The following is a 23,548-nucleotide window of genomic DNA, read 5'->3' as shown; positions in this document are numbered from 1 at the left end:
AATGGCAAAACGCCGCGACGGCAGAAGCCGGTCGCGGCGCGGAGTGTTGCAGCGTCGGGCAAAAATCTTATTCGATCTGGCCGTGGCAGTGTTTGAATTTCTTGCCCGAACCGCAGTAGCACAGTTCGTTGCGGCCCAGCTTCTGCTCATTGCGAACCGGCGTCTGGGCCAGCGCCACATCGACCTCTTCGCCCAATGCTTCAGGCGCTTCCAGGCCCGGCGCCTCATCGTGCTGGAACTGCATGCGAGCGGCCAGCGCCTCGGCTTCCTGACGCAGGCGAGCCTCTTCCTCGATCGGGTCTTCGCGACGCACCTGAACGTGGGACAGCACGCGAATCGAATCGCGCTTGATCGAATCCAGCAGTTCGGAGAACAGCGTGAACGACTCGCGCTTGTACTCCTGCTTCGGGTTCTTCTGGGCGTAGCCACGCAGGTGGATGCCGTGACGCAAGTGGTCCATGGTCGACAGGTGGTCTTTCCACAGGTCGTCCAGCACGCGCAGTACGATTTGTTTCTCGAACGTGCGCAGTGCCTCGGCACTCGCCTGCTCTTCCTTTTCGTTGTACGCGGCCAGCAACTCAGCCATCAGCTTCTCGCGCAGCGTCTCTTCGTACAGGTGATCGTCTTCGTCCAGCCACTGCTGAACCGGTAGGTCGACACCGAAGTCGCTCTTCAACGCCGCTTCCAGGCCCGCGACGTCCCACTGCTCAGGCAGGGACTGTGGCGGGATATGGGCGCTTACGGTGGCGTTGAGCACGTCCTGACGGAAGTCGGCGATGGTCTCGCCAATGTTGTCGGCGGCCAGCAACGTGTTACGCATGTGATAGATCACTTTACGCTGTTCGTTGTTGACGTCATCGAACTCAAGCAGCTGCTTACGAATGTCGAAGTTACGGCCCTCTACCTTGCGCTGGGCCTTCTCGATGGCGTTGGTCACCATGCGGTGCTCGATCGCTTCACCCGACTGCATGCCCAGGGCCTTCATGAAGTTCTTCACCCGGTCCGAGGCGAAGATACGCATCAGGCTGTCTTCCAGCGACAGGTAGAAGCGGCTGGAGCCGGCGTCACCCTGGCGACCGGCACGGCCACGCAACTGGTTGTCGATACGACGCGACTCATGACGCTCGGACGCAATCACCTGCAAGCCACCGGATTCCAGTACGGCCTGGTGGCGCTTCTGCCAGTCGGCCTTGATCTGGGCGATCTGCTCGGGGCTAGGGTTTTCCAGTGCCGCGACTTCCACTTCCCAGTTACCGCCCAACAGGATGTCGGTACCACGACCAGCCATGTTGGTGGCAATAGTCAGCGCACCTGGACGACCGGCCTGGGCAATGATTTCGGCTTCTTTTTCGTGGAATTTGGCGTTGAGCACCTTGTGCTCGATGCCTTCCTTGTTGAGCAGGTTGGACACGTGCTCGGAAGTCTCGATGGTGGCAGTACCTACCAGTATCGGACGGCCTTGCTTCATGCCCTCTTTGATGTCGTTGATGATGGCCGCGTATTTCTCTTCGGCCGTCAGGAACACCAGGTCGTTGAAATCTTTACGCGCCAGCGGCTTGTTCGGTGGAATCACCATCACGGCCAGGTTGTAGATCTGGTGGAACTCGAACGCTTCGGTGTCGGCTGTACCGGTCATGCCGGACAGCTTGTTGTACAGACGGAAGTAGTTCTGGAAGGTGGTGGACGCCAACGTCTGGCTTTCAGCCTGGATGTTGAGCCCTTCCTTGGCCTCGATGGCCTGGTGCAGGCCTTCGGACAGACGACGACCCGGCATGGTACGACCGGTGTGTTCGTCAACCAGTACGACCTGGCCGTCCTGGACGATGTATTCGACGTTGCGATGGAACAGCTTGTGAGCGCGCAGGCCGGCATACACGTGGGTCAACAGGCCCAGGTTGTGTGCCGAGTACAGGCTTTCGCCCTCGGCCAGTTCGCCGATCTGGGTCAGCATCTCTTCGACAAACTGGTGACCGGCTTCGTTGAGTTCAACCTGACGGGTCTTCTCGTCGATGGTGAAGTGACCTTCTTTGGTCACCACACCTTCGACTTCCTCGATGTGCTGCACCAGACGCGGGATCAACTTGTTGATCTCGGTGTACAGGCGCGAGCTGTCTTCGGCCTGGCCGGAGATGATCAGCGGGGTACGGGCTTCGTCGATCAGGATGGAGTCGACTTCGTCGATCACGGCAAAGTTGAGTTCACGCTGGAATTTTTCTTCCATGCTGAACGCCATGTTGTCGCGCAGGTAGTCGAAACCGAATTCGTTGTTGGTGCCGTAGGTGATGTCGGCGGCGTAGGCGGCACGTTTCTCTTCCGGCGGCTGGAACGGCGTTACCACGCCGACGGTCAGGCCGAGGAATTCATACAGCGGGCGCATCCAGTTGGCGTCCCGGCGAGCCAGGTAGTCGTTCACCGTCACCACGTGCACACCCTTGCCGGACAGTGCGTTGAGGTAAACGCCCAGTGTTGCCACCAGGGTCTTGCCTTCACCAGTGCGCATTTCGGCAATCATGCCTTCATGCAAGGTCATGCCGCCGATCAGTTGAACGTCGAAGTGGCGCATGCCCATGACACGCTTACCGGCTTCACGGGCGACCGCAAAGGCTTCGGGAAGCAGTTTATCGAGGGTTTCACCTTTGGCTATGCGGGCCTTGAACTCTTGGGTCTTGGCGCGCAATTGGTCGTCCGAAAGGGCAACCATCTGCTCTTCGAGGGCATTGACCAGCTGCACCGTCTTGAGCATGCGTTTGACTTCGCGCTCATTCTTGCTTCCAAAAAGTTTCTTTAACAAAGGCGCAAACATATCGGCAGGTTCTTCCACACATAGGGATGGAGGGCGCACCGTGAGTGGCCCGAGCAGCCCTCACGGCCGCATGCGAACGCGCATTCTACCCGGAATCGTGGGTGAGGAAAGTGGCGTTGTTCCCAGAGGCAGGCATGGAGCTGTGAGAGGGCTTGTTTAAAATAAGGGCTTTTGCGCGAACTTCAACCCATGGAGCACAGAAGTTACCGATTGATTTCACGGGTAAAACCGCTCGGATGCGTGGCCCGCGGGCATACCGGCGCTTTCTGTTAAGATAGCGGCTCTGTTACTTTAGGTGTCTAAACATGGCATTTCGCCCGCTTACAGCCCGTGCCCCTGGCGTGTTGCTCCGCGAAGCCAAGCCCTTGAAAGCCATCTTTGGCCATGCGCAACGCTTGGGCCATTTGCAACGCCTGCTCGAAAGCCAGCTGCAACCCGCCGCACGAGAACATTGTCATGTAGCGTCCTGGCGTGAAGGGCAGCTGCTATTAATTGTCACAGACGGCCATTGGGCGACCCGCTTGCGTTATCAGCAAAAACGCTTGCAGCGACAATTGATGGCATTCGACGAATTTGCCAGCTTGACGCGCATTCAGTTCAAGGTGCAGCCCTCCACCTCGCCGCAAAAAACGGCAGGCCAGACCATGGACCTTTCGGAAAATGCGGCCGAAGCGATTCAGGCTACGGCCGATGAGATCCGGGATCCGGGCCTGCGCGCGGCGCTGGAGCGGTTGGCCGCCCATGCCAGGCCCAAATCCTGAACCGCTACTTGCGCTTGCTGCCACCCAATAACGACCCCAACAAGCCACGTACCAACTGGCGGCCCATCTGATTGGCGGCCTGCTGCATCGCCGACTTCAGGGCCTTGCCTGCCGTCGTTCCCAGAAATGCGCCGGCTTTATCGGTAAAGCTCGGTTCTTCGGCCGCCGGAGTGGCTTGCTCCTGGGTACCCAGGTCTTTGCGGGCCATCAGCACTTCATAGGCCGATTCCCGGTCTATCGGCTTGTCGTACCGCCCCAATAAAGGCGAACCGGCGATCAACGCAGCCCGCTCAGCTTCACTGAGTGGCCCGATCCGTGATTGTGGAGGCGCGACCAGCACCCGCTGGACAACTTCCGGCGTACCTTTTTCCTGCAAGGTGCCCACCAGCGCCTCACCCGTGCCCAGTTCCGTCAACACCGACAAGGTATCGAACGCAGGGTTGGGACGAAAACCATCGGCCACCGCCCGCAGGGATTTCTGCTCTTTGGTGGTAAATGCCCGCAAACCATGTTGTATGCGCAGGCCCAGTTGCGCGAGCACCGTGTCAGGCAGGTCACCCGGGGATTGCGTGACAAAATACACGCCCACCCCTTTGGAGCGAATCAGGCGCACCACTTGCTCCAAACGGTCCTGCAGGGCCTTGGGCGTATCCGCGAACAACAAATGCGCCTCGTCGAAGAACAGCGCCAGAAGCGGTTTGTCTGCGTCGCCGCGCTCGGGGAGTTGTTCGAACAACTCAGCCAGAAGCCACAGCAGGAAGGTCGCGTAGACCTTCGGCGCCTCATGCACCAAGCGGCTGGCGTCCAGCAGGTGGATCCGCCCGCGCCCGTCGCTGGCGGGCTGCAAAATATCTTCGAGTTGCAAGGCCGGCTCGCCAAACAAGGCTTCGGCACCCTGCTGCTCCAGCACAGCGAGGCGTCGCAATAGCGCCTGACTGGAGCCGGTGGTCATCAACGCCGCATCGTCGCCCAGCAGTTCCGGGTGATAGCGCAAGTGGTTGAGCAGTGCCTTGAGGTCCTTGAGGTCCAACAGCAACAAGCCCTCACGGTCCGCCACCTTGAAGGTTGCATAGAGCGCCGACTGCTGACTGTCGGTAAGTTCCAACAGGCTACCGAGCAACAACGGCCCCATTTCGCTGATGGTCGTACGCAACGGATGGCCGGATTGCCCCTGGATATCCCACAACGTTACCGGGTAGGCCTTGGCGGTGTAATTGAGGAAAGGCATTCCTGCAATGCGCTCGGCGACCTTACCCTGGGGGTCGGCTGCGGCACCCAGGCCGCAGAGATCACCCTTGATGTCGGCGGCGAATACCGTCACGCCCGCATCACTGAAGGCTTCCGCCAGACGCTGCAGGGTGACGGTCTTGCCCGTGCCGGTGGCACCGGCAATCAAACCATGCCGGTTGGCCAGGCGCATCGCCTGGGCAATGGGCTGGCCGTCAAGGCCGGCACCGATAAGAAGTTGCGTGGAGTCAGGCATTTCGTCACCTATGGTTAATCTTTAGTGCAGCCAAGCCGATACAAGCCAATGTGAGACCCACAAAGTCTAAAAATAGGTCAGAGGGCTCCTACAAAAACCCACAGAACTATTGCCAGAAGTACCACACCTTTTTTGACGCTGCCATTTTGCGCCTCCCAAAAGGACGCGCTTTGGATATTTAAGACCTTAGCGGACCCTACAAGCCATGAATAAAAACCTGCGCTTCAGCCACAAAATCCTGCTTGCAGCCTCCCTTATCGTCATCGCCGCCTTCGCGCTGTTTACCCTCTACAACGACTACCTGCAACGCAACGCGATCCGCGACGACCTCAATAACTACCTGCATGAAATGGGCGATGTCACCGCCAGCAATATTCAAACCTGGCTCACCGGGCGCATCGTCCTGGTGGAAAACGCCGCACAAAATATTGCCACCAATCCCGAACCGTCCGCCGTCGCCACCCTGCTGGAACAGAAAGCACTGACCTCCTCATTCATGGCGACCTACGTCGGCGACAGCAAAGGGACCTTTACCATCCGTCCCGACACCAAGATGCCGGACGGCTTCGACCCGCGAGTCCGCCCCTGGTACAAAGGCGCCCAAAGCAGCAACGGTTCTACCCTGACCGAACCCTATATCGATGCAGCAACCGGGCAGTTGATCATTTCGATCGCCACGCCCAGCGCCAAAGGCGGCCAGAGTATCGGCGTGGTGGGCGGCGACCTGAGCCTGCAAACCCTGGTGGATAACATCGGCGCACTGAACTTCGGTGGCATGGGCTACGCGTTCCTGGTCAGTGCCGACGGCAAAGTGCTGGTGCACCCGGACAAGAACCTGGTGATGAAGGCCCTGGCGGATGTGTACCCGAAAAACACCCCGAAGATCAGCGCTGACTTCAGCGAAGTGGAGGCGAACGGCAAAACCAATATCGTGACCTTTACCCCGATCAAAGGCTTGCCGTCGGTCAACTGGTACCTGGGTATTTCGGTGGATAAAGATAAATCCTTCGCAATGCTCAGCCAGTTCCGCACGTCGGCGGTGATCGCCACGATCATCGCGGTGGTGATCATCATCGCCCTTCTGGGCATGCTGATCCGCGTCCTGATGCAACCATTGCACGTGATGACCCGGGCCATGCAGGACATCGCCGATGGCGAGGGCGACCTGACCCGACGCCTGACGATCCAGAATAATGATGAGTTCGGCACCCTGGGCAAGGCCTTCAACCGTTTCGTGGAGCGTATCCATACTTCGATTCGCGAAGTGTCCTCCGCCACCGAGCAAGTCAACGAAGTGGCCTTGCGGGTGGTCAGCGCCTCCAACTCGTCAATGGTCAACTCGGACGAACAGGCCAATCGCACCAACAGCGTCGCCGCCGCCATCAACGAATTGGGTGCCGCCGCCCAGGAAATCGCGCGCAACGCGGCACAAGCCTCGCAGCAAGCCAGTGACGCACGGAGCTTGGCCGAAGACGGCCAGCAGGTGGTGGAAAGCAACATCAGGGCGATGAACCAACTGTCCGAGATGATCAGCGCTTCCGGCAACAATATCGAAGCGCTTAACAGCAAGACGGTCAATATCGGCCAGATCCTCGAGGTGATCACCAGCATCTCTCAGCAGACCAACCTATTGGCGCTCAACGCCGCCATCGAAGCGGCACGCGCCGGGGAAGCCGGCCGAGGGTTTGCGGTAGTGGCCGACGAAGTGCGCAACCTGGCCCATCGCACCCAGGAATCGGCGCAACAAGTACAGAAAATGATCGAGGAGCTTCAGGTCGGCGCTCGGGACTCCGTCAGCACCATGAGTGAAAGCCAGCGCCACAGCCAGGACAGCGTGGAAATCGCCAACCTGGCCGGCGAACGCTTGAGCAGCGTGACCCAACGCATTGGCGAGATAGACGGTATGAACCAGTCCGTCGCTACCGCCACCGAAGAGCAGACCTCGGTGGTGGAGTCGATCAACATGGACATCACCGAGATCAACACCCTTAACCAGGAAGGTGTGGAGAACCTGCAATCAACCCTGCGCGCCTGCACCGACCTTGAGCAACAAGCATCGCGCTTGAAGCAATTGGTGGGCAGCTTCCGGATCTGACGCCTGCGCCCGCCGCTTCCAGTGCGGCGGGCCGCTATTTTTGCCGGGTCTCGTCTTTGTGCTGCTCCTGCTCCCACAACTCGGCTGCGCCGGGAAACTCGGTGCCATCCTCTGCGTCCAGGTCGTCCGGGTCATACCGGCTCAAACACCCCTCCCCCAAGGTTGCGGGGGCTTTTGATGTGGCTTTGTCCAGTGGGTCGCTCATCGTTCAGTCCTGCGCAGATGTAAAAAGGGCCTGGGTCGATTTAACGCCCAAGCCCTTGTTGGTTCAATCACAACGCGGGATCAGAACACAACGGTCTTGTTGCCATGCACCAGGACGCGATCTTCCAAGTGATAACGCAGGCCACGCGCCAGCACCATCTTCTCGACGTCACGCCCGAAACGCACCATGTCTTCAATGCTGTCACTGTGACTGACACGAACCACGTCCTGTTCGATGATCGGACCTGCGTCCAACTCTTCGGTAACGTAGTGGCACGTTGCGCCAATCAACTTCACGCCACGCAGGGATGCCTGGTGATACGGCTTGGCCCCGACGAACGACGGCAAAAAGCTGTGGTGAATGTTGATCACCTTGCCGGCGTATTCGCGGCACAGTTCCGGCGGCAGGATCTGCATGTAGCGCGCCAGCACCACCACGTCGGCATCGTGCTGCTTGACCAGACGAGAGACCTCGGCGAACGCCGGCTCCTTGTCCTGCGGATTGACCGGTACGTGGTAGTACGGGATGCCATGCCATTCCACCATGCTACGCAGGTCGTCATGGTTGGAGATCACACAGGCGATCTCGCAATCCAGCTCATCACTGTGCCAGCGGTGCAACAGGTCGGCGAGGCAGTGGGACTCACGACTGGCCATCAGCACGACACGTTTTTTCTGCTCGGTGTCGGTGATGTGCCATGTCATCGAGAACTCTTCCGCGATCGGCGCGAACGCCTCACGGAAGGCTTCAAGACCAAAGGGCAGCGTGTCGGCACGAATTTCGTGCCGCATGAAAAACCATCCGCTGAGATCGTCCGAGTGATGGCTCGCTTCGGTGATCCAGCCGTTATGGGAGGCCAGAAAGTTACTGACTTTGGCAACGATGCCAACCCGGTCCGGGCAAGCAATCACCAGCCGAAAAGTGCGCATTAGGGGGAAACTCCAGAACTTCGCAAAGGCCGCCATTCTAGCGATTGCGCAGAAAAACTGCAGTATTCCTTGCGCCCTGTTCTGAGCCCGGGTCGCGCCCCGCCTTAATAGCTTAAGGATTTACCACCTCTATATGACCGTACAACGGCAAGCTCACGCATTTATCAAAAAAATAAACCAGACTATCTTTAGGCTTGCGACCTACTAATTAACTCGACTGCGCAGCATTACGACAAACATTCAAAGTAATTCACATAAATGCCTGCTTAAATGTTTACTTGATGAAATTGCCTGACTATTATTAGGCCACTCTCCCTCTCAATCAGCGCTCTACATAAGGTAGTCCACATGTCACTGATCAACGAATACCGCGCCACCGAAGAAGCTATCAAAGAGCTGCAAGCCCGTTTGAAAAACCTGTCCCAAGACGACAAGCTGAAAACCGAGCTGGAATTCGAAGGCAAACTGCGCACTCTGATGGGTGAATACTCCAAATCCCTGCGTGACATCATCGCGCTGCTGGATCCAGAGTCGAAAGTTAAAGCACCGCGTGGCGCCGTGAAAACCACCGGCACCAAACGTGCTCGCAAGGTCAAGCAATACAAGAACCCGCACAATGGCGAAGTGATTGAAACCAAAGGCGGCAACCACAAAACACTGAAAGAGTGGAAAGCCAAGTGGGGCGGCGATGTGGTTGAAGGCTGGGCTACCCTGCTGGGCTAAGCCAGGTCGGGCTCTCGCCTGATACGCGATACACGAAAAACGCCAGCTTGCTGGCGTTTTTCATGCCTGGACTCTGCAACTAGCGACTACACGTTCAAACGAGCAGCCAGCGAATCGGCATACTCCTGCCATTGGTCCAGTACCTGGCACTGAAACGGTGTAGCACTAACAGCCAACTCTGAGCATGCTTGTTTAAATGCGAACAGCGTATTGGGTGCTCCCCATTCAGCATTTGACAAACGCTGCTGACAAAAAAGTTTCCAACGTTGTTGCTCGTCGTTGTCCAGGGTTTCAGGAAAGTTACGGGCACGGTAGCGAAATAATAATTCCGGCAAACGATGATCATCGAAAGGCCACTGCTGACGTGCTAGTTGTGCAGGCTCCGCCGCACGGACTTGTTCGCATAAACGGCGATCGCGGTCGCCGATAAAACCATCGTAGAGCTGCTGCTCGGGGTCGGCAGTCGATGCAAAATCTTCCTCGCTGTAAATGGCTGCCAACTTGTCACGCCAAACTTCCTGTGCGTCAGTTAGTCGCAGTGCCCGCGCCTGACAGGTGTCCATATCCAACTGAAGACGCTCGCGGTCCTGCGCCCGTAACACATTCAGCGGGGCAACGACCGGACAACGGTTGATATGCAACAACTTGAGAGGAACCGGCAGTTCACCTTCCCCTAGGTCATCACGGCGCGTGTAGAGGCGCTGACGCAACACATCGGCGTCCAGGTCCAGCAAAGCCTGGGGGTCAAGCCCGAGGTCGCAGACGATCAACGCATTGCGATTGCGCGGGTGCCAGGCTAACGGCAGCACTACCCCCAGGTAATGGCGCTCGGCGGAGAACCGCCCGGAAATATGCACCATCGGTTGCAACAGGCGCACCTGATCCATCACCCGTTGCTTACTGCGCAGTTGAAACAGCCATTCATACAACTTGGGCTGTTTTTCTCGAACCAGCCGTGCCAGGGCGATGGTTGCACGCACATCGGACAACGCATCATGAGCCTGCCCGTGATCGATACCATTGGCTTGCGTCAACCGCTCCAGTTTGAGGGTTACCCGCCCATCCTGCTCCGGCCAGGCAATCCCCTCGGGACGCAGGGCGTAGGCGGTGCGGACTACATCGATCAAATCCCAGCGACTGTTTCCCCCCTGCCACTCCCGTGCGTAAGGATCGAAAAAATTTCGATACAAGCTGTAGCGCGTCATTTCATCGTCGAACCGCAGGGTGTTATAGCCGGCACCGCACGTGCCGGGCGCAGCCAACTCGGTGTGCACCCGCGTCATGAAGTCGGCTTCGGCCAAGCCCTTCTCCGCCAGCACGCCAGGGGTAATACCGGTGATCATGCAGGCAGCCGGATGGGGCAGGATATCGTCGCTGGGTTGACAATAAAGATTGAGCGGCGGGCCAATCTCGTTGAGTTCGAGGTCGGTACGAATTCCGGCCACCTGGAGCGGGCGATCGCTGCGTGGGTTGATGCCGGTGGTTTCATAGTCGTACCAGAAAATGGAGGTCACGAGCTGTTCCTGTGCTGAAGATCGACAAAGTCTAGGCGCAGCGAGGCGTCCGGGGCCAGCGATACCTGTACTGTACAAATACCCAGTAAAACCTTGGAGGGTTGCTTCCACCGTCGACACTGCTAGCATCCGTGTCTGTTAACCGCTCAGCACTGCCAAGGATCGCAATGCCATCAGCCCCGCTGGATACCCGCTACCAGATCGAAACCCCGGAGGGTATCGACCTGCCCTTGCGCCCCGCCGGCTTGCCGGCACGAGCATTAGCCTTCGCTTTTGACCTGGGTCTGCGTGGGCTGCTCATGGCTATCCTGATCGTGCCCCTGGCGCTGCTTGGCAACATCGGCATCGGCCTGGGCTCGCTGCTCCTGTTCCTGGTCAGTTGGTGGTACATGGTGCTGTTTGAAGTCCTCAACCAGGGCAGTTCCCCAGGCAAGCAGGTCATGGGCCTGCGTGTCGTGCAGGACGACGGCACACCCATCGGCTGGTCGGCCTCCCTGATCCGCAACCTGTTGCGCTTTGTCGACATGCTGCCTTTCGGCTACTTCCTCGGCGCCATCAGTTGCCTGCAACACCCACATTTCAAACGGCTCGGCGACCTGGCCGCCGGGACGCTGGTGGTCTACCGCGAGAAGCCGCTGGTTCGGCCCCGCATACCTCAAGCTGCCGCCCTGCGCCTGCCTTTTGCACTGGACCTGAACGAACAACGTGCCATCCTCGCGTTCGCCGAACGCCAGGGCGAACTGTCGGCCGAGCGAGTGCATGAACTGGCCTCGATCCTCGCTGTGCCCCTGCACGTGTCCCCGGCCCGTGCAGCGGAACAACTCAACGGTGTGGCTCGCGGCTTGTTGGGGCCGACATGAAGCAGAGCCAATTTGAAAGCCGCCACCAGCAGCAATGGCAAACCTTCGCCAGACAACTGGAACAGTTGGAACAAGGTAAAGCCAAGGCCGGTGATGTCACCGACTTCCCCTATCAGTATCGGCGGCTTTGCCAACACCTGGCCCTGGCCCAGGAGCGCGGCTATAGCAGCTACCTGGTGGACCCGCTACAGCAACTCGCACTGCGCGGGCACCAACAACTGTACCGTCATCGCAGCCAACTGGCGGCGAACGTATTGGCTTTCATCCTGGCCGACTTCCCCCGCCTGGTGCGCGAGCAGTGGCGCTTTTTGCTGGTCGCCAGCCTGTTGTTCTTTGGCAGCCTCGTGGGTATAGCCCTGCTGGTCTATCTGTTCCCCGACCTGATCTACAGCATCGTCAGCCCTCAACAGGTCGCTGAAATGCAAGGCATGTACGACCCCGATGGCAGCCACCTGGGACGCGCGGCCGAACGAGCCTCCAGCGAAGACTGGATGATGTTTGGCTATTACGTGATGCACAACATCGGCATCGCCTTCCAGACATTTGCCGCCGGCTTGCTGTTTGGCCTGGGCAGTGTGTTCTTCCTGATTTTCAACGGTTTGATCATCGGGGCGATCTCCGGGCACCTGACCGAAATCGGCTATGGCCAGACGTTCTGGTCATTTGTGATCGGTCACGGTGCATTCGAACTCAGTGCCATCGCTCTGGCCGGCGCGGCAGGTTTGCAACTGGGCTGGTCGCTGATATCTCCCGGGCATTTGACGCGCAGCGAGTCCCTGCGCCTGGCAGCGCGCAAAAGCGTGCAGATGCTCTGTGGCGTGATGGTATTCCTGCTGATCGCTGCGTTTATCGAAGCGTACTGGTCATCCATCGCCACGATCGCCCCCTGGATCAAATACCTCGTGGGCGCCGTACTGTGGTTGTTGGTGGCCGCTTACCTGAGCCTGGCTGGACGGTCCCGTCATGCGCCTGACTGATGCCAGCGTGGTGATTCGCCCCCGTACCTCCTGGGAAGCCATGGACCTTGGCGTACTCATGGCCAGGGCACATCGCCGGCTGTTAATGAGCAGTTGGGCGATGGTCACTTTGCCGATATTTACCTTGCTCACGGTATTGCTGTGGGAATACCCGTCTTTTTCACTGTTCCTGTTCTGGTGGCTCAAACCGGCCTTCGACCGCCTCCCGCTGTACATCCTTTCCAAGGCCCTGTTTGGTGAAATACCCAGCACCAGGCAAGCCGTGCGCCATTGGCCGCGCCTGCTCAAGGGCCAACTGCTGGCCAGCCTGACCTGGCGCCGACTGAGCCTGAGCCGCAGCTTTGTGCTGCCGGTAAACCAGCTTGAGGGGCTGGACGGCCTGGCACGTCAGAAACGCCTGGGAGTATTGCTGCAGCATAACGCTGGAGCAGCACGCTGGCTGACCACCATCGGGATGCACCTGGAAATCGGCCTATGGTTTGGTTGCATGGCCCTGTTCTATCTATTCATTCCAGAACAGCTGGAACTGGACTGGGACTGGCAACGAATGGCGTTGGCATCAGGCTCGAACGACCTATGGGTGGAACATCTGGGCAATGCTGCCTACGCCTTGATACTGGTGTTCTGGGAACCCATCTACGTCGCCTGCGGTTTCAGTCTGTATCTCAACCGCCGTACTGCCCTGGAGGCCTGGGATCTGGAACTGATATTCCGCAGCCTGCGCCAGCGTCTAAGTGGCATCGTCCCGCTGCTACTGGTGGTGGTCGGGTTGATGCTCGCGCAAGTCACTCCACCGGCCATGGCAGCCGAACCCGTGGGCTCCAAACAGCTCAGTACTCACTCCGCCAGCCAATCCATTCAGGAGGTGCTGGAGCATCCTCCCTTCAAGAACCCTGAAACCGTCACCCGTTATCGCTTTGGCGAAGAAAAAACCGCCGTCAGGAGCAAAACAAAAGGCGACGGTAAATTGCCCGCATGGCTGCAGGCACTGTTGGATAACCTCAACAGTAATGCCTTCAAACACGTCGCCGAAGGCTTGAAAATACTGCTATGGAGCCTGTTGATTGGCGCAATTGCCCTACTGGTGTGGCGCTACCGTGAATGGATGCGTACGTTTGTGCAACGTAGCCGACAGCCCTTACCCAAAGCGGTCAAACCGGTTCCCGCTCAGTTGTTCGGGTTGGACCTGGGGGTTGAAACCTTGCCGGAAGATATTGCCGGCACTGCCGAACAGCTATGGTCCACCCAACCCCGGGAAGCCTTGGGCCTGCTGTATCGCGGCCTGCTCAGCCGGCTACTGCACGAGTTCAACCTACCGCTGAAAAACGCCGATACCGAAGGCCAGGTACTGGAACACGTTCATCGTTTACAGCAACCGCAGTTGCTGGCTTTCAGCGACGAACTGACACGCCACTGGCAAAACCTTGCGTATGGGCACCGCCTTCCTCCGACTGCTGCCCAACAACAGCTTTGCAACGATTGGCGTGTGCTCTTCAGTTCGGGAATGCACCAATGAACAGGCCATTGCTGTGGGTGGCGCTGCTGCTGGTTTGCCTGCTGGGAGCTGGCGGTCTGTACGCGTGGCACAAGGCGATCCCTTATGACGAAGTAATCGACCACGGCCCGTCCGCGCAGGCACAGGCCAATCCCTATCTGGCAGCCGAGTACTTCCTACGCAGGCAAGGCCTGACAGTGGAGCATGCGAATGGCATCGAACGGCTGGCCGATCTGCCAGCTAAAGGCCAAAGCCTGTTGCTGCTGGGCGAGCGCAGCAACATGACCCCGCGCCAGGTCGAGCAACTGTTGGGTTGGACAAAGGCCGGAGGCCACCTGCTGGTGGTGGCCGAGGCGTTGTGGGATGAGGAAACGGGCAAGAGTGGCGACCTGCTGCTGGATCGCCTGGAGATTCACCAAACCCTGAGTGATACGTTCGACGAGCCGGCATCGCCACGTAAAAAGAAAGCACCGGACTTGACCAAGCTCTACGTCGACAATGAAACCGCCCCGGCTTACTTCAGTTTCGATACCAACTTCAACCTCACCGACCCAAGACACCTTGCCCAGTTTTCAGCCAATAGCGCCAAGTCCAGCCACCTGATGCAACTCGACCTTGGGCAAGGCCATGTGACGGTGGTCACCGACAGCGACCTGTGGAAAACCCCGAATATCGGTAAACACGATAACGCCTGGCTGCTGTGGTACCTCAACCAGAACACTGGCGTGACGTTGTTGTTCAACAACAACGCGGACAATTTACTCACCTTGTTGTTGCGCTATTTCCCCCAGGCTTTGGTGGCACTTTTCGCACTGATAATCCTGGCGCTGTGGCACGCCGGCATGCGCGAAGGCCCGATACAACCGCCAGAACCCAAGGCGCGCCGACAGTTGCAGGAGCATTTGAAGGCCAGCGCCGATTTTCTGCTGCGTCGCGGTGGGCAGGGCGCATTGTTGCAAGCGTTGCAACGCGACATCCTGCGCGCCGCCCGCAAGCGCCACCCAGGCTTTGAACACCTCGACACCGCAGCACAATGGCAGGTACTGGAACACCTGACCCGACAACCCTCCCATGCCATCAGCCAGGCGCTCGGCCCACTCCCGCCGAGGCGGCTCTCCAGCGCCGATTTCAGCCGGCAAGTGACGTGCCTGCAAACCCTCAGGAATGCCCTATGAGCGAATACCCACCGACCAAAGCCCTGACCGGCGCAACCCTGCAGCATGCCAGCCAACAGGCCCAGGCTTTGCGCGTTGAATTGCGCAAAGCCGTGATCGGTCAGGATCAGATCATTGATGACGTGCTCACAGCACTGATTGCGGGAGGCCATGTATTGCTCGAAGGGGTGCCTGGCCTGGGCAAGACCCTATTGGTCCGCGCATTGGCCCGCTGTTTTGGTGGCGATTTCGCACGCATCCAGTTCACCCCTGACCTGATGCCCAGCGATGTCACCGGCCACGCCGTCTATGACCGGCATACCGAACAGTTCAAGCTGCGCAAGGGGCCGGTGTTCACTCACTTGCTGCTGGCCGACGAAATCAACCGCGCTCCAGCCAAGACCCAGGCCGCGCTGCTTGAAGCCATGCAGGAACGGCAAGTGACCCTTGAGGGCGAAGCGTTGCCCATCGGCCAACCGTTCATGGTGCTGGCCACCCAGAACCCCATCGAACAGGAAGGCACCTACCCCCTGCCGGAAGCCGAGCTGGATCGCTTTATGCTCAAGGTGCGCATGGACTATCCCGACGCCCAGCAAGAAGTGGATATGGTTCGCGAAGTAACACGCTCATCCCGGGCGGACATGCTGGACGTGCAACCATTGCGCACTGTGCTGCACGCCGACGATGTGGTGCAGATGCAACAGATCGCCAGTGAGATGCCCCTGGATGAACAAGTGCTCGATTATGCGGTACGCATCGCGCGCACCACACGCAGTTGGCCAGGGCTGACCATCGGCGCCGGCCCACGGGCGTCCATCGCTCTGGTGCGCGGAGCTCGCGCGCGTGCCCTGCTGCGCGGCGGGGAATTTGTCACACCAGACGACATCAAGGGCTGCGCCCTGGCTGTACTGCGTCACCGGGTACGTATTGCGCCTGAGCTGGACATCGATGGGCTGGAGGTAGACCAGGTGCTCAAGCAGTTGCTTGATCAGATTCCGGCTCCAAGGCAATGACGCGGAAATGAAACCGACCCGTCTGCTGCTGATCTGGCTTGGCGTGCTGCTCGGCTTGAACATTCTGCTGGGCGCTGCGGCAGCCTTGCAGTTCAAGCTGCCCGACACTGTATATTCGGTGGCCTGGGGCTTGTTGCTGGCATTGTTGCTGCTATCGCTGCTGGACGCATTCCGCCTGCGCCGCCGCTCTTCGCCACGGGTAGAAAGGCAAATACCCGGCAGCCTGGCGCTGGGACGCTGGGGGGAAGTCAGGCTGGCAGTGGAACACAATTACCCGCAACCCTTGACCTTGACGGTGTTCGATCACGTTCCTGATGGCTTGAGCGTGGAGAACCTGCCGCAGTCCATCGAGCTGCGTCCTGGCGAGCATAGCGCGCTGGGGTACCGTGTTCGTCCCTTGCGACGAGGGCATTTCAGCTTCAGCCGTTGCGAAATCCACCTGCCCAGCCCCTTGGGGTTGTGGTCGGCACGACGCTTGATTGAGGCCAGGGATGTTACCCGCGTTTACCCGGATTTCGCCCGCTTGTACGGCGCGCAGTTGCAGGGTGTGGACAACTGGCTGAGCCAACTCGGCGTACGTCAACGCCCGCGTCGAGGCTTGGGGCTGGAGTTTCATCAGTTGCGCGAGTTTCGCGAGGGTGACAGCCTGCGCCAGATCGACTGGAAAGCGACTGCACGGCAACGCACGCCAATTGCCCGGGAATATCAGGATGAGCGCGACCAGCAAATCGTGTTCATGCTCGACTGCGGTCGACGCATGCGCAGCCAGGATGACGAGCTCTCCCACTTCGATCACGCCCTCAACGCCTGCCTGTTGCTCAGCTATGTCGCATTGCGACAGGGTGATGCGGTGGGACTGTGCACCTTTGCCAGCGACCAACCGCGTTACCTGACGCCGGTCAAGGGCAGTGGTCAACTGAACCTCTTGCTCAATACGGTTTACGACCTGGATACCACTCGTAAAACAGCCGACTACCAGGCCGCCGCAAGCCATCTGCTGGCTCGACAAAAGCGCCGGGCGCTGGTGATCGTCGTGACCAATCTGCGCGATGAGGACGATGAGGCACTCATGACCGCGGTCAATCGGATCAGCCGGCAACACCGGGTGATGGTGGCCAGCCTGCGAGAACATGTCCTCGATGAACTGCGCCAGGTCCCCGTGCAGACCCTGTCGGAAGCGCTGGCCTACAGTGGTGCGATCGATTACCTCAACAGCCGCAACGAACTCCATGATCGTTTGAACGCCCACGGGCTATCGATGCTTGATGCCTTGCCGTCCGAGTTGGGAGCCAAGCTGGTCACGCGCTATCTGGGTTGGAAAAAAGCTGGGGTTTTCTAAAAGAAAGCACGGTCCCGGTCGAGGAAAAGCCCCTGACCGAGCCGACGACGCGCAGTGTTCAAGCAGAAGCCTGCAGCGGATCGAAACTGAAATAATGCAATAACGCAGTGATCAACCGCCGATACTCTTCGGGCGCCTGACGTATGCAGAAGCCTGAATCGTACTGCTGCGGGTTGATATCCTCATGACTCCACAAACACGTCGCCGTGAGGTCAACGGCCTGGAACTCGCCTCCCAGCCCTGGAAGCTTCAGACGCAGCTCGAAGTCCACGTTAACCATCATGGGTAATTGGCTGATCAACATCAGCCCGTCTTCAGACACATTGCCCAGAAAGCCGATTGGCTTGTCGGTCAGACGATTGAACACCTGCAAAAAACAAGATAACTGATGCCGTTCGATCCTTCGTTCGGTAACCATGGTGAGATCGCCGTCCAGTGGCCATGAATCTGGCCGTGCCAGTGATTCGGAACGAGCCAATTGCCCGCTCTCCCAGGATATCGGTGTGACAATAGTCAGTGTATTGCCACGAAACAGCTGCCAAATCCGGGCTACTCATCCGCTCGAATAGAAAACTTGTACAAACGGACATTCAAAGGATAGCTCAAGCCTGGCAACGGGCCAGCAATGCAACGACAAATACCATTACAACGATGCGGGACGCGGCTGTGCCACGCTGGCGCCGGGGTAGTGCCCCAACTGCTGCAAGGTATCGAGCCTGGCACGGGCGCGATAGGCGTATTCACTCGCAGGATACTGGCTGATGATGAATTGATAGGTTTGCGCGGCATCCACGAACAGCTTCTGGCGTTCCAGGCATTGCCCGCGCAGCATGGAAACTTCGGGTTGCACGTAACGGCGGGAACGGCTTTCACGGTCGACCTGGGACAACTCAAGGGTGACACGCTCGCAATCACCCACCCCGTAGGCACGGTAAGCATTGTTCAAATGATGGTCCATCGACCAGCGGGTACAGCCGACAACACTGACGGCCAAGGCAGCAACGAGCAAAATTCGCATGGGGGTTCTCCTGTCTTGTGCAGTGTATCGACCCCTTGTCGAAAATCTTCAAGGGCGTTCACCTATTCAACCGCAACGAAAACAAGTCAATCATCGATAAGTAGTGCAAACGAACAATGACTACAACGAAAGAGCATAGTAGCCTTCTCCAGCGCTTGAACTCAGGAGTCTGTGCATGTCCGTCCGTCGTACCAAAATCGTCGCAACCCTAGGTCCGGCCAGCAATTCGCCGGAAGTCCTCGAACAACTGATTCTGGCTGGTTTGGACGTCGCCCGTCTGAACTTCTCCCACGGCACCCCGGACGAGCACAAGGCTCGCGCCAAACTGGTGCGTGACCTGGCCGCCAAGCACGGTCGCTTCGTTGCATTGCTGGGTGACCTGCAAGGCCCGAAAATCCGTATCGCCAAATTCGCCAACAAGCGTATCGAGCTGAAGATCGGTGACACCTTCACCTTTTCCACCAGCCATTCGCTGACCGAAGGCAACCAGCAAGTCGTGGGTATCGACTACCCGGACCTGGTCAAGGACTGCGGCGTCGGTGACGAGTTGCTGCTGGACGACGGTCGCGTGGTCATGCGCGTCGATACCGCCACGCCTACTGAACTGCATTGCACCGTGATCATTGGCGGCCCGCTCTCCGACCACAAAGGCATCAACCGTCGCGGTGGTGGCCTGACGGCGCCGGCGCTGACTGAAAAAGACAAGGCCGACATCAAGCTCGCCGCCGAAATGGAAGTGGACTACCTCGCCGTGTCCTTCCCGCGCGACGCCGCCGACATGGAATACGCCCGTAAGCTGCGTGACGAAGCCGGCGGCACCGCCTGGCTGGTGGCGAAGATCGAACGCGCCGAAGCCGTGGCCGATGACGAAACCCTCGACGGCCTGATCAACGCTTCGGACGCCGTGATGGTTGCCCGTGGCGACCTGGGTGTGGAAATCGGCGACGCCGAGCTGATCGGTATCCAGAAGAAAATCATCCTGCACGCCCGTCGCCACAACAAAGCGGTGATCGTGGCGACCCAGATGATGGAGTCGATGATCCAGAACCCGATGCCGACCCGTGCCGAAGTGTCCGACGTGGCCAACGCCGTGCTCGACTACACCGACGCCGTAATGCTCTCGGCTGAAAGCGCCGCCGGCCCGTACCCACTGGAAGCTGTTCAAGCCATGGCGCGTATCTGCGTCGGCGCTGAAAAGCACCCGACCAGCAAGACCTCCAGCCACCGTATCGGCAAAGTGTTCGAAAGCTGCGACCAGAGCATCGCCCTGGCCGCCATGTACACCGCCAACCATTTCCCGGGCGTCAAAGCGATCATCGCCTTGACCGAAAGTGGTTACACGCCGTTGATCATGTCGCGCATCCGTTCGTCGGTGCCGATTTACGCGTTCACCCCGCACCGTGAAGCCCAGGCCCGTACGGCGCTGTTCCGTGGCGTGTACACCGTTCCGTTCGATCCGGCGTCGCTGGCGCCGAACGAAGTCAGCCAGAAGGCGATCGACGAACTGGTCAAACGTGGCGTTGTAGAGAAAGGCGACTGGGTCATCCTGACCAAGGGCGACAGCTACCACACCACGGGTGGCACCAATGGCATGAAGATCCTGCATGTGGGCGACCCACAGGTCTGAGTGACACGCTGATAAACAAAAGCCCTGCCATGTGAATGGCGGGGCTTTTTGTTTCTCAGGATCGGTTGATAAACCCCGACAACGCGGCAATCGCCTCCGGCGACTTCAATCGCTGGACAAACAAAGCGCCCTCCTCCTCGATCACCTGGCGCAATTGCTCGCGATCAACACTCTTCATGAGTTGCTTGGTCACCTGCACCGCTCCCGGTGCAAGGCCTTCAAAGCGCTCGGCGATCTCCCGCGCCTTGGCCAACGCCGCCTCGCCGCTGTCCAGCGCCTCGGTGGCAATCCCCCAGGCTGCCGCCTGCTCGCCGGTAAACCCCTCGCCCAGCAGCAACAATTCGGCAGCCTTCGCATGCCCCAACAACCTCGGCAGAATAAGGCTCGAACCAAACTCGGGGCACAGCCCCAGGTTGACGAACGGCATGCGCAGCCGCGCATCACGGCTGATATACACCAGGTCGCAATGCAGCAACAGGGTCGTGCCAATGCCCACTGCAGCCCCCGCTACAGCGGCGATCACCGGTTTGCGGCAGTTGAGCAGGCTTTTCATGAAATAAAACGGTGGGCTGTCGAGATCGCTGGGCGGCTGTTCAAGAAAATCGCCGATGTCGTTGCCGGCGGTAAAACACACACTGCTGCCCTGGATCAGCACGCAGCGGATACTTTCATCCGCATCCGCCTGCTCCAGTGCCTCGGCCAGTTGCATGTACATGGCGCGGGTCAGGGCGTTCTTCTTGTCGGGGCGATTGAGCTGCAAGGTCAGCAGCCCACGTTCGCGTTGCTGCTGGATGGCGTTGGTCATGGTGAATCTCGCGGCTGTAGAGTTCAGCGCTCAACCACGGGGCAGGAACACATCGGCCAGCAGTTGATTACGCGGCAGTCCCGCCAGGAACAGGCGCTTGGAAAACGCTTCGACACTGGCCGGGTGCCCGCAGAGTAAGGCCATAGTTTGCCTTGAAACAAGCCGCAGTTGCGCCAATGCCAGGGTCGCCTGCGCCGCCGTCCACAGTTCCACCGACACGTTTGGATGCTGTGCAGCCAACTGCGCCAGGGGTTCGGCCAAATAATGCCCGGCAGCATCATGGGCTAGATGAATCACGCGAATGTCACCCTGATGATCCTGGCGCAAAGCCTCACGCAACACGCCCCACAGCGGCCCCAGGCCCGTGCCGGACGCCAGCAGCCACAAGGGTCGATTTTGCCAGTCGGGGTCGTATTGCAGCGCGCCGCCGCGCAGTTCACCCAAGCGCAGACGGTCACCCGGCTGCAACTGCCGGGCAAGATCACTGAACTCACCAGGCAGGCGGCAATCGAGGTGAAACTCCAGGAACGCATCCTCTTGCGGCAAGCTCGCCAAGGAGTACGGCCTCGCTACCTGCCCCGCCCACAACACCAGGTGCTGCCCGGCCCGATAACGCAGGCCTCGTTCCGGTTGCAGGCGCAGGCGCAGTACCGTCGGGCTGAGCCAGTCCACACCCACCACCTGGGCCGGCAAACCGTCACGCGTGGGGTCGAACGCTTCGACGTGCAGATCGCCGCTGACCTGGCACTGACACGCCAGGCGCCAGCCATCCTGGCGTTGCGCCGGACTCAAGGCGTCGGGCAGCTTGTCCTCTACCTCACCCAGGCAACGCACCAGGCACGCATGGCAACTGCCCGCCCGGCAACTGTAGGGCACGCCCACACCAGCCTGGTTCAGGACATCCAGCAGATTACTGCCGGCGGTCACCGACCAATGGCGCTCACCGACGTACAGTTCAGGCATATAAGGACTCAATCATTAGGGGCGCACACAGGGAATCATGCCTGCGACAGTTTGACCATAGTCGGGTGTATCGGCCACCGCGCCGGGTTATACTGCCGCGCCTTTTTAGCGTCGCGCCTGCACCACTTTGGCGTGCCTTGGAAAGGTGGCGTCAGCCGACCGATGCAACACTGACGCCACCTTTATTGAATGTTCCCTTATAGAGGAGCGCGACTCATGACCGTGATCAAGCAAGACGACCTGATTCAGAGCGTTGCCGACGCCCTGCAATTCATTTCCTATTACCACCCCGTTGACTTCATCCAGGCCATGCACGAAGCCTACCTGCGCGAAGAATCGCCAGCGGCCCGTGACTCCATCGCCCAGATCCTGATCAACTCGCGCATGTGCGCCACCGGCCACCGCCCGATCTGCCAGGACACCGGTATCGTCACCGTGTTCGTGCGCGTGGGCATGGACGTGCGCTGGGACGGCGCCACCATGGGCCTGGACGACATGATCAACGAAGGCGTGCGTCGCGCCTACAACCTGCCGGAAAACGTCCTGCGTGCATCCATCCTTGCCGACCCGGCAGGTGCGCGCAAGAACACCAAGGACAACACCCCGGCCGTGATCCACTACTCCATCGTCCCGGGTAACACCGTGGAAGTGGACGTGGCAGCCAAGGGCGGCGGTTCCGAGAACAAGTCGAAAATGGCCATGCTCAACCCGTCCGACTCGATCGTCGACTGGGTACTCAAGACCGTTCCGACCATGGGTGCCGGCTGGTGCCCACCGGGCATGCTGGGCATCGGCATCGGCGGCACCGCCGAGAAAGCCGCCGTCATGGCCAAGGAAGTGTTGATGGAATCCATCGACATCCATGAGCTGAAAAAGCGCGGCCCGCAGAACCGTATCGAAGAGATGCGCCTGGAGCTGTTCGAGAAGGTCAACCAACTGGGCATCGGCGCCCAGGGCCTGGGTGGCCTGACCACCGTACTCGACGTGAAGATCATGGACTATCCGACCCACGCGGCATCCTTGCCGGTGTGCATGATCCCCAACTGCGCCGCCACCCGTCACGCACACTTCGTGCTCGACGGTTCGGGCCCGGCGTCGCTGGAAGCGCCACCGCTGGATGCCTACCCGGAAATCGTCTGGGAAGCCGGCCCTTCGGCCCGCCGCGTAAACCTCGACACCTTGACCCCGGAAGAAGTGCAGAGCTGGAAGCCGGGCGAAACCGTGTTGCTCAACGGCAAGATGCTCACCGGTCGCGACGCGGCGCATAAGCGCATGGTCGAGATGCTGAACAAGGGCGAAACCCTGCCGGTGGACCTCAAGGGCCGCTTCATCTACTACGTCGGCCCGGTTGATCCGGTGCGCGAAGAAGTCGTTGGCCCGGCAGGCCCGACCACCGCGACGCGGATGGACAAGTTCACCCGTCAGATCCTCGAGCAAACCGGCCTGCTGGGCATGATCGGCAAATCCGAACGTGGTCCAACTGCGATCGAAGCGATCAAGGACCATAAAGCCGTGTACCTGATGGCCGTCGGCGGCGCCGCTTACCTGGTGGCCCAGGCCATCAAGAAGTCGCGTGTCGTGGCTTTCGCCGAACTGGGCATGGAAGCGATCTACGAGTTCGAGGTGAAAGACATGCCGGTCACCGTCGCGGTGGACAGCAAGGGCGAATCCGTCCACATCACCGGTCCTGCCATCTGGCAGAAAAAGATCAGTGACAGCCTGGCGGTAGAAGTGCAGTAAGCGCTTCCTCGCAAGGATAAAGGCGACTGCGGCCAATGGCCCAG

At 59.4% G+C, this 23,548-nt stretch carries 20 protein-coding genes; 11 read left to right on the top strand and 9 right to left on the bottom strand.

All coding sequences use genetic code 11. The annotated features are described in order from the left end of the window. Positions 1-67: 67 nt before the first annotated feature. The gene (gene secA / locus M5B97_RS12785) at positions 68-2,803 is read right to left on the bottom strand and encodes a preprotein translocase subunit SecA (RefSeq protein WP_123715719.1); all 2,736 of its coding nucleotides are present in this window, start codon (positions 2,801-2,803) and stop codon (positions 68-70) included. Between the two features lie 305 nt (positions 2,804-3,108). Between secA and M5B97_RS12780 the strand changes: the two genes are divergently transcribed. Further along, complete coding sequence (locus tag M5B97_RS12780; protein ID WP_123715720.1) at positions 3,109-3,564, top strand: DciA family protein; 456 nt, start codon at positions 3,109-3,111, stop codon at positions 3,562-3,564. 4 nt (positions 3,565-3,568) lie between these two features. On the opposite strand, the gene M5B97_RS12775 is transcribed toward M5B97_RS12780, so the two are convergent. After that, positions 3,569-5,047: a helicase HerA-like domain-containing protein gene (locus tag M5B97_RS12775; protein WP_248731634.1), complete on the bottom strand. Its 1,479-nt coding sequence runs from the start codon at positions 5,045-5,047 to the stop codon at positions 3,569-3,571. 205 nt (positions 5,048-5,252) lie between these two features. Between M5B97_RS12775 and M5B97_RS12770 the strand changes: the two genes are divergently transcribed. Continuing rightward, on the top strand, positions 5,253-7,142 hold the full coding sequence (locus M5B97_RS12770; RefSeq protein ID WP_248731633.1) for a methyl-accepting chemotaxis protein: 1,890 nt from the start codon (positions 5,253-5,255) through the stop codon (positions 7,140-7,142). A gap of 34 nt (positions 7,143-7,176) precedes the next feature. Here M5B97_RS12770 and M5B97_RS12765 read toward each other — a convergent pair whose 3' ends face one another. Further along, positions 7,177-7,347, bottom strand: coding sequence for a hypothetical protein (locus M5B97_RS12765; RefSeq protein WP_248731632.1), 171 nt, complete (start codon positions 7,345-7,347; stop codon positions 7,177-7,179). Positions 7,348-7,427: 80 nt separating this feature from the next. Next, positions 7,428-8,276 carry a formyltetrahydrofolate deformylase gene (gene purU, locus M5B97_RS12760; RefSeq protein ID WP_019821236.1) on the bottom strand — a complete coding sequence of 283 codons (849 nt, stop codon included), beginning with the start codon at positions 8,274-8,276 and terminating at the stop codon, positions 7,428-7,430. Positions 8,277-8,624: 348 nt separating this feature from the next. Here purU and mvaT point away from each other — a divergent pair, with 348 nt between their 5' ends. Next, positions 8,625-8,999, top strand: coding sequence for a histone-like nucleoid-structuring protein MvaT (gene mvaT / locus M5B97_RS12755; protein ID WP_003175830.1), 375 nt, complete (start codon positions 8,625-8,627; stop codon positions 8,997-8,999). A gap of 86 nt (positions 9,000-9,085) precedes the next feature. Here the strand turns inward: mvaT and sbcB are convergent, their stop codons facing one another. After that, positions 9,086-10,513: an exodeoxyribonuclease I gene (gene sbcB / locus M5B97_RS12750; protein ID WP_248731644.1), complete on the bottom strand. Its 1,428-nt coding sequence runs from the start codon at positions 10,511-10,513 to the stop codon at positions 9,086-9,088. A gap of 167 nt (positions 10,514-10,680) precedes the next feature. Here sbcB and M5B97_RS12745 point away from each other — a divergent pair, with 167 nt between their 5' ends. Genes M5B97_RS12745 through M5B97_RS12720 form a run of 6 tightly spaced genes read left to right on the top strand, consistent with a single transcriptional unit; the run spans position 10,681 to position 17,351 of the window. Then, complete coding sequence (locus tag M5B97_RS12745; protein WP_248731631.1) at positions 10,681-11,373, top strand: RDD family protein; 693 nt, start codon at positions 10,681-10,683, stop codon at positions 11,371-11,373. Beyond that, entirely contained in the window at positions 11,370-12,350 is a 981-nt protein-coding gene (locus M5B97_RS12740; RefSeq protein ID WP_134660124.1) for a stage II sporulation protein M, read from the top strand. The genes M5B97_RS12745 and M5B97_RS12740 overlap by 4 nt, the downstream gene beginning before the upstream one ends. Next, complete coding sequence (locus M5B97_RS12735) at positions 12,337-13,866, top strand: DUF4129 domain-containing protein (RefSeq protein ID WP_248731630.1); 1,530 nt, start codon at positions 12,337-12,339, stop codon at positions 13,864-13,866. Before M5B97_RS12740 ends, M5B97_RS12735 begins: the two co-directional genes overlap by 14 nt. Beyond that, positions 13,863-15,020: a DUF4350 domain-containing protein gene (locus tag M5B97_RS12730; RefSeq protein ID WP_134660126.1), complete on the top strand. Its 1,158-nt coding sequence runs from the start codon at positions 13,863-13,865 to the stop codon at positions 15,018-15,020. Before M5B97_RS12735 ends, M5B97_RS12730 begins: the two co-directional genes overlap by 4 nt. After that, positions 15,017-16,012 carry a MoxR family ATPase gene (locus M5B97_RS12725; protein WP_134660127.1) on the top strand — a complete coding sequence of 332 codons (996 nt, stop codon included), beginning with the start codon at positions 15,017-15,019 and terminating at the stop codon, positions 16,010-16,012. Before M5B97_RS12730 ends, M5B97_RS12725 begins: the two co-directional genes overlap by 4 nt. A gap of 7 nt (positions 16,013-16,019) precedes the next feature. After that, positions 16,020-17,351: a DUF58 domain-containing protein gene (locus tag M5B97_RS12720; protein ID WP_248731629.1), complete on the top strand. Its 1,332-nt coding sequence runs from the start codon at positions 16,020-16,022 to the stop codon at positions 17,349-17,351. A gap of 58 nt (positions 17,352-17,409) precedes the next feature. Here the strand turns inward: M5B97_RS12720 and M5B97_RS12715 are convergent, their stop codons facing one another. Both M5B97_RS12715 and M5B97_RS12710 read right to left on the bottom strand, forming a co-directional pair. Beyond that, entirely contained in the window at positions 17,410-17,769 is a 360-nt protein-coding gene (locus M5B97_RS12715; protein WP_134660268.1) for a PilZ domain-containing protein, read from the bottom strand. Between the two features lie 225 nt (positions 17,770-17,994). Then, the gene (locus tag M5B97_RS12710) at positions 17,995-18,369 is read right to left on the bottom strand and encodes a tetratricopeptide repeat protein (RefSeq protein ID WP_134660129.1); all 375 of its coding nucleotides are present in this window, start codon (positions 18,367-18,369) and stop codon (positions 17,995-17,997) included. Positions 18,370-18,544: 175 nt separating this feature from the next. On the opposite strand from M5B97_RS12710, the gene pyk reads away from it, so the two are divergent. Then, entirely contained in the window at positions 18,545-19,996 is a 1,452-nt protein-coding gene (pyk, locus tag M5B97_RS12705) for a pyruvate kinase (RefSeq protein ID WP_123715747.1), read from the top strand. Positions 19,997-20,051: 55 nt separating this feature from the next. Here pyk and M5B97_RS12700 read toward each other — a convergent pair whose 3' ends face one another. Beyond that, positions 20,052-20,801, bottom strand: a complete 750-nt coding sequence (locus M5B97_RS12700; RefSeq protein WP_248731628.1) for an enoyl-CoA hydratase-related protein — start codon at positions 20,799-20,801, stop codon at positions 20,052-20,054. Positions 20,802-20,831: 30 nt separating this feature from the next. Continuing rightward, entirely contained in the window at positions 20,832-21,764 is a 933-nt protein-coding gene (locus M5B97_RS12695; protein WP_248731627.1) for an iron-sulfur-binding ferredoxin reductase, read from the bottom strand. A gap of 216 nt (positions 21,765-21,980) precedes the next feature. On the opposite strand from M5B97_RS12695, the gene M5B97_RS12690 reads away from it, so the two are divergent. Next, positions 21,981-23,504, top strand: a complete 1,524-nt coding sequence (locus M5B97_RS12690) for a fumarate hydratase (protein ID WP_104994706.1) — start codon at positions 21,981-21,983, stop codon at positions 23,502-23,504. Positions 23,505-23,548 lie beyond the last annotated feature (44 nt).

This window comes from Pseudomonas sp. MWU13-2517 (assembly GCF_023242545.1).
Taxonomy (GTDB): domain Bacteria; phylum Pseudomonadota; class Gammaproteobacteria; order Pseudomonadales; family Pseudomonadaceae; genus Aquipseudomonas.
The sequence above is the reverse complement of the archived record's forward strand: the minus strand, read 5'-3'. Positions and strand labels throughout refer to the sequence as shown.

What these genes read in the sequence shown, in the direction of transcription:
- M5B97_RS12780 (WP_123715720.1), top strand. Translation starts at nt 3,109, where the DNA reads ATGGCATTTCGCCCGCTTACAGCCCGTGCCCCTGGCGTGTTGCTCCGC.
- M5B97_RS12765 (WP_248731632.1), bottom strand. Translation starts at nt 7,347, where the DNA reads ATGAGCGACCCACTGGACAAAGCCACATCAAAAGCCCCCGCAACCTTG.
- secA (WP_123715719.1), bottom strand. Translation starts at nt 2,803, where the DNA reads ATGTTTGCGCCTTTGTTAAAGAAACTTTTTGGAAGCAAGAATGAGCGC.
- M5B97_RS12690 (WP_104994706.1), top strand. Translation starts at nt 21,981, where the DNA reads ATGACCGTGATCAAGCAAGACGACCTGATTCAGAGCGTTGCCGACGCC.
- M5B97_RS12745 (WP_248731631.1), top strand. Translation starts at nt 10,681, where the DNA reads ATGCCATCAGCCCCGCTGGATACCCGCTACCAGATCGAAACCCCGGAG.
- M5B97_RS12695 (WP_248731627.1), bottom strand. Translation starts at nt 21,764, where the DNA reads ATGCCTGAACTGTACGTCGGTGAGCGCCATTGGTCGGTGACCGCCGGC.
- M5B97_RS12700 (WP_248731628.1), bottom strand. Translation starts at nt 20,801, where the DNA reads ATGACCAACGCCATCCAGCAGCAACGCGAACGTGGGCTGCTGACCTTG.
- M5B97_RS12715 (WP_134660268.1), bottom strand. Translation starts at nt 17,769, where the DNA reads ATGGTTACCGAACGAAGGATCGAACGGCATCAGTTATCTTGTTTTTTG.
- M5B97_RS12775 (WP_248731634.1), bottom strand. Translation starts at nt 5,047, where the DNA reads ATGCCTGACTCCACGCAACTTCTTATCGGTGCCGGCCTTGACGGCCAG.
- M5B97_RS12720 (WP_248731629.1), top strand. Translation starts at nt 16,020, where the DNA reads ATGAAACCGACCCGTCTGCTGCTGATCTGGCTTGGCGTGCTGCTCGGC.
- M5B97_RS12730 (WP_134660126.1), top strand. Translation starts at nt 13,863, where the DNA reads ATGAACAGGCCATTGCTGTGGGTGGCGCTGCTGCTGGTTTGCCTGCTG.
- M5B97_RS12725 (WP_134660127.1), top strand. Translation starts at nt 15,017, where the DNA reads ATGAGCGAATACCCACCGACCAAAGCCCTGACCGGCGCAACCCTGCAG.
- M5B97_RS12740 (WP_134660124.1), top strand. Translation starts at nt 11,370, where the DNA reads ATGAAGCAGAGCCAATTTGAAAGCCGCCACCAGCAGCAATGGCAAACC.
- mvaT (WP_003175830.1), top strand. Translation starts at nt 8,625, where the DNA reads ATGTCACTGATCAACGAATACCGCGCCACCGAAGAAGCTATCAAAGAG.
- pyk (WP_123715747.1), top strand. Translation starts at nt 18,545, where the DNA reads ATGTCCGTCCGTCGTACCAAAATCGTCGCAACCCTAGGTCCGGCCAGC.
- M5B97_RS12735 (WP_248731630.1), top strand. Translation starts at nt 12,337, where the DNA reads ATGCGCCTGACTGATGCCAGCGTGGTGATTCGCCCCCGTACCTCCTGG.
- purU (WP_019821236.1), bottom strand. Translation starts at nt 8,276, where the DNA reads ATGCGCACTTTTCGGCTGGTGATTGCTTGCCCGGACCGGGTTGGCATC.
- M5B97_RS12710 (WP_134660129.1), bottom strand. Translation starts at nt 18,369, where the DNA reads ATGCGAATTTTGCTCGTTGCTGCCTTGGCCGTCAGTGTTGTCGGCTGT.
- M5B97_RS12770 (WP_248731633.1), top strand. Translation starts at nt 5,253, where the DNA reads ATGAATAAAAACCTGCGCTTCAGCCACAAAATCCTGCTTGCAGCCTCC.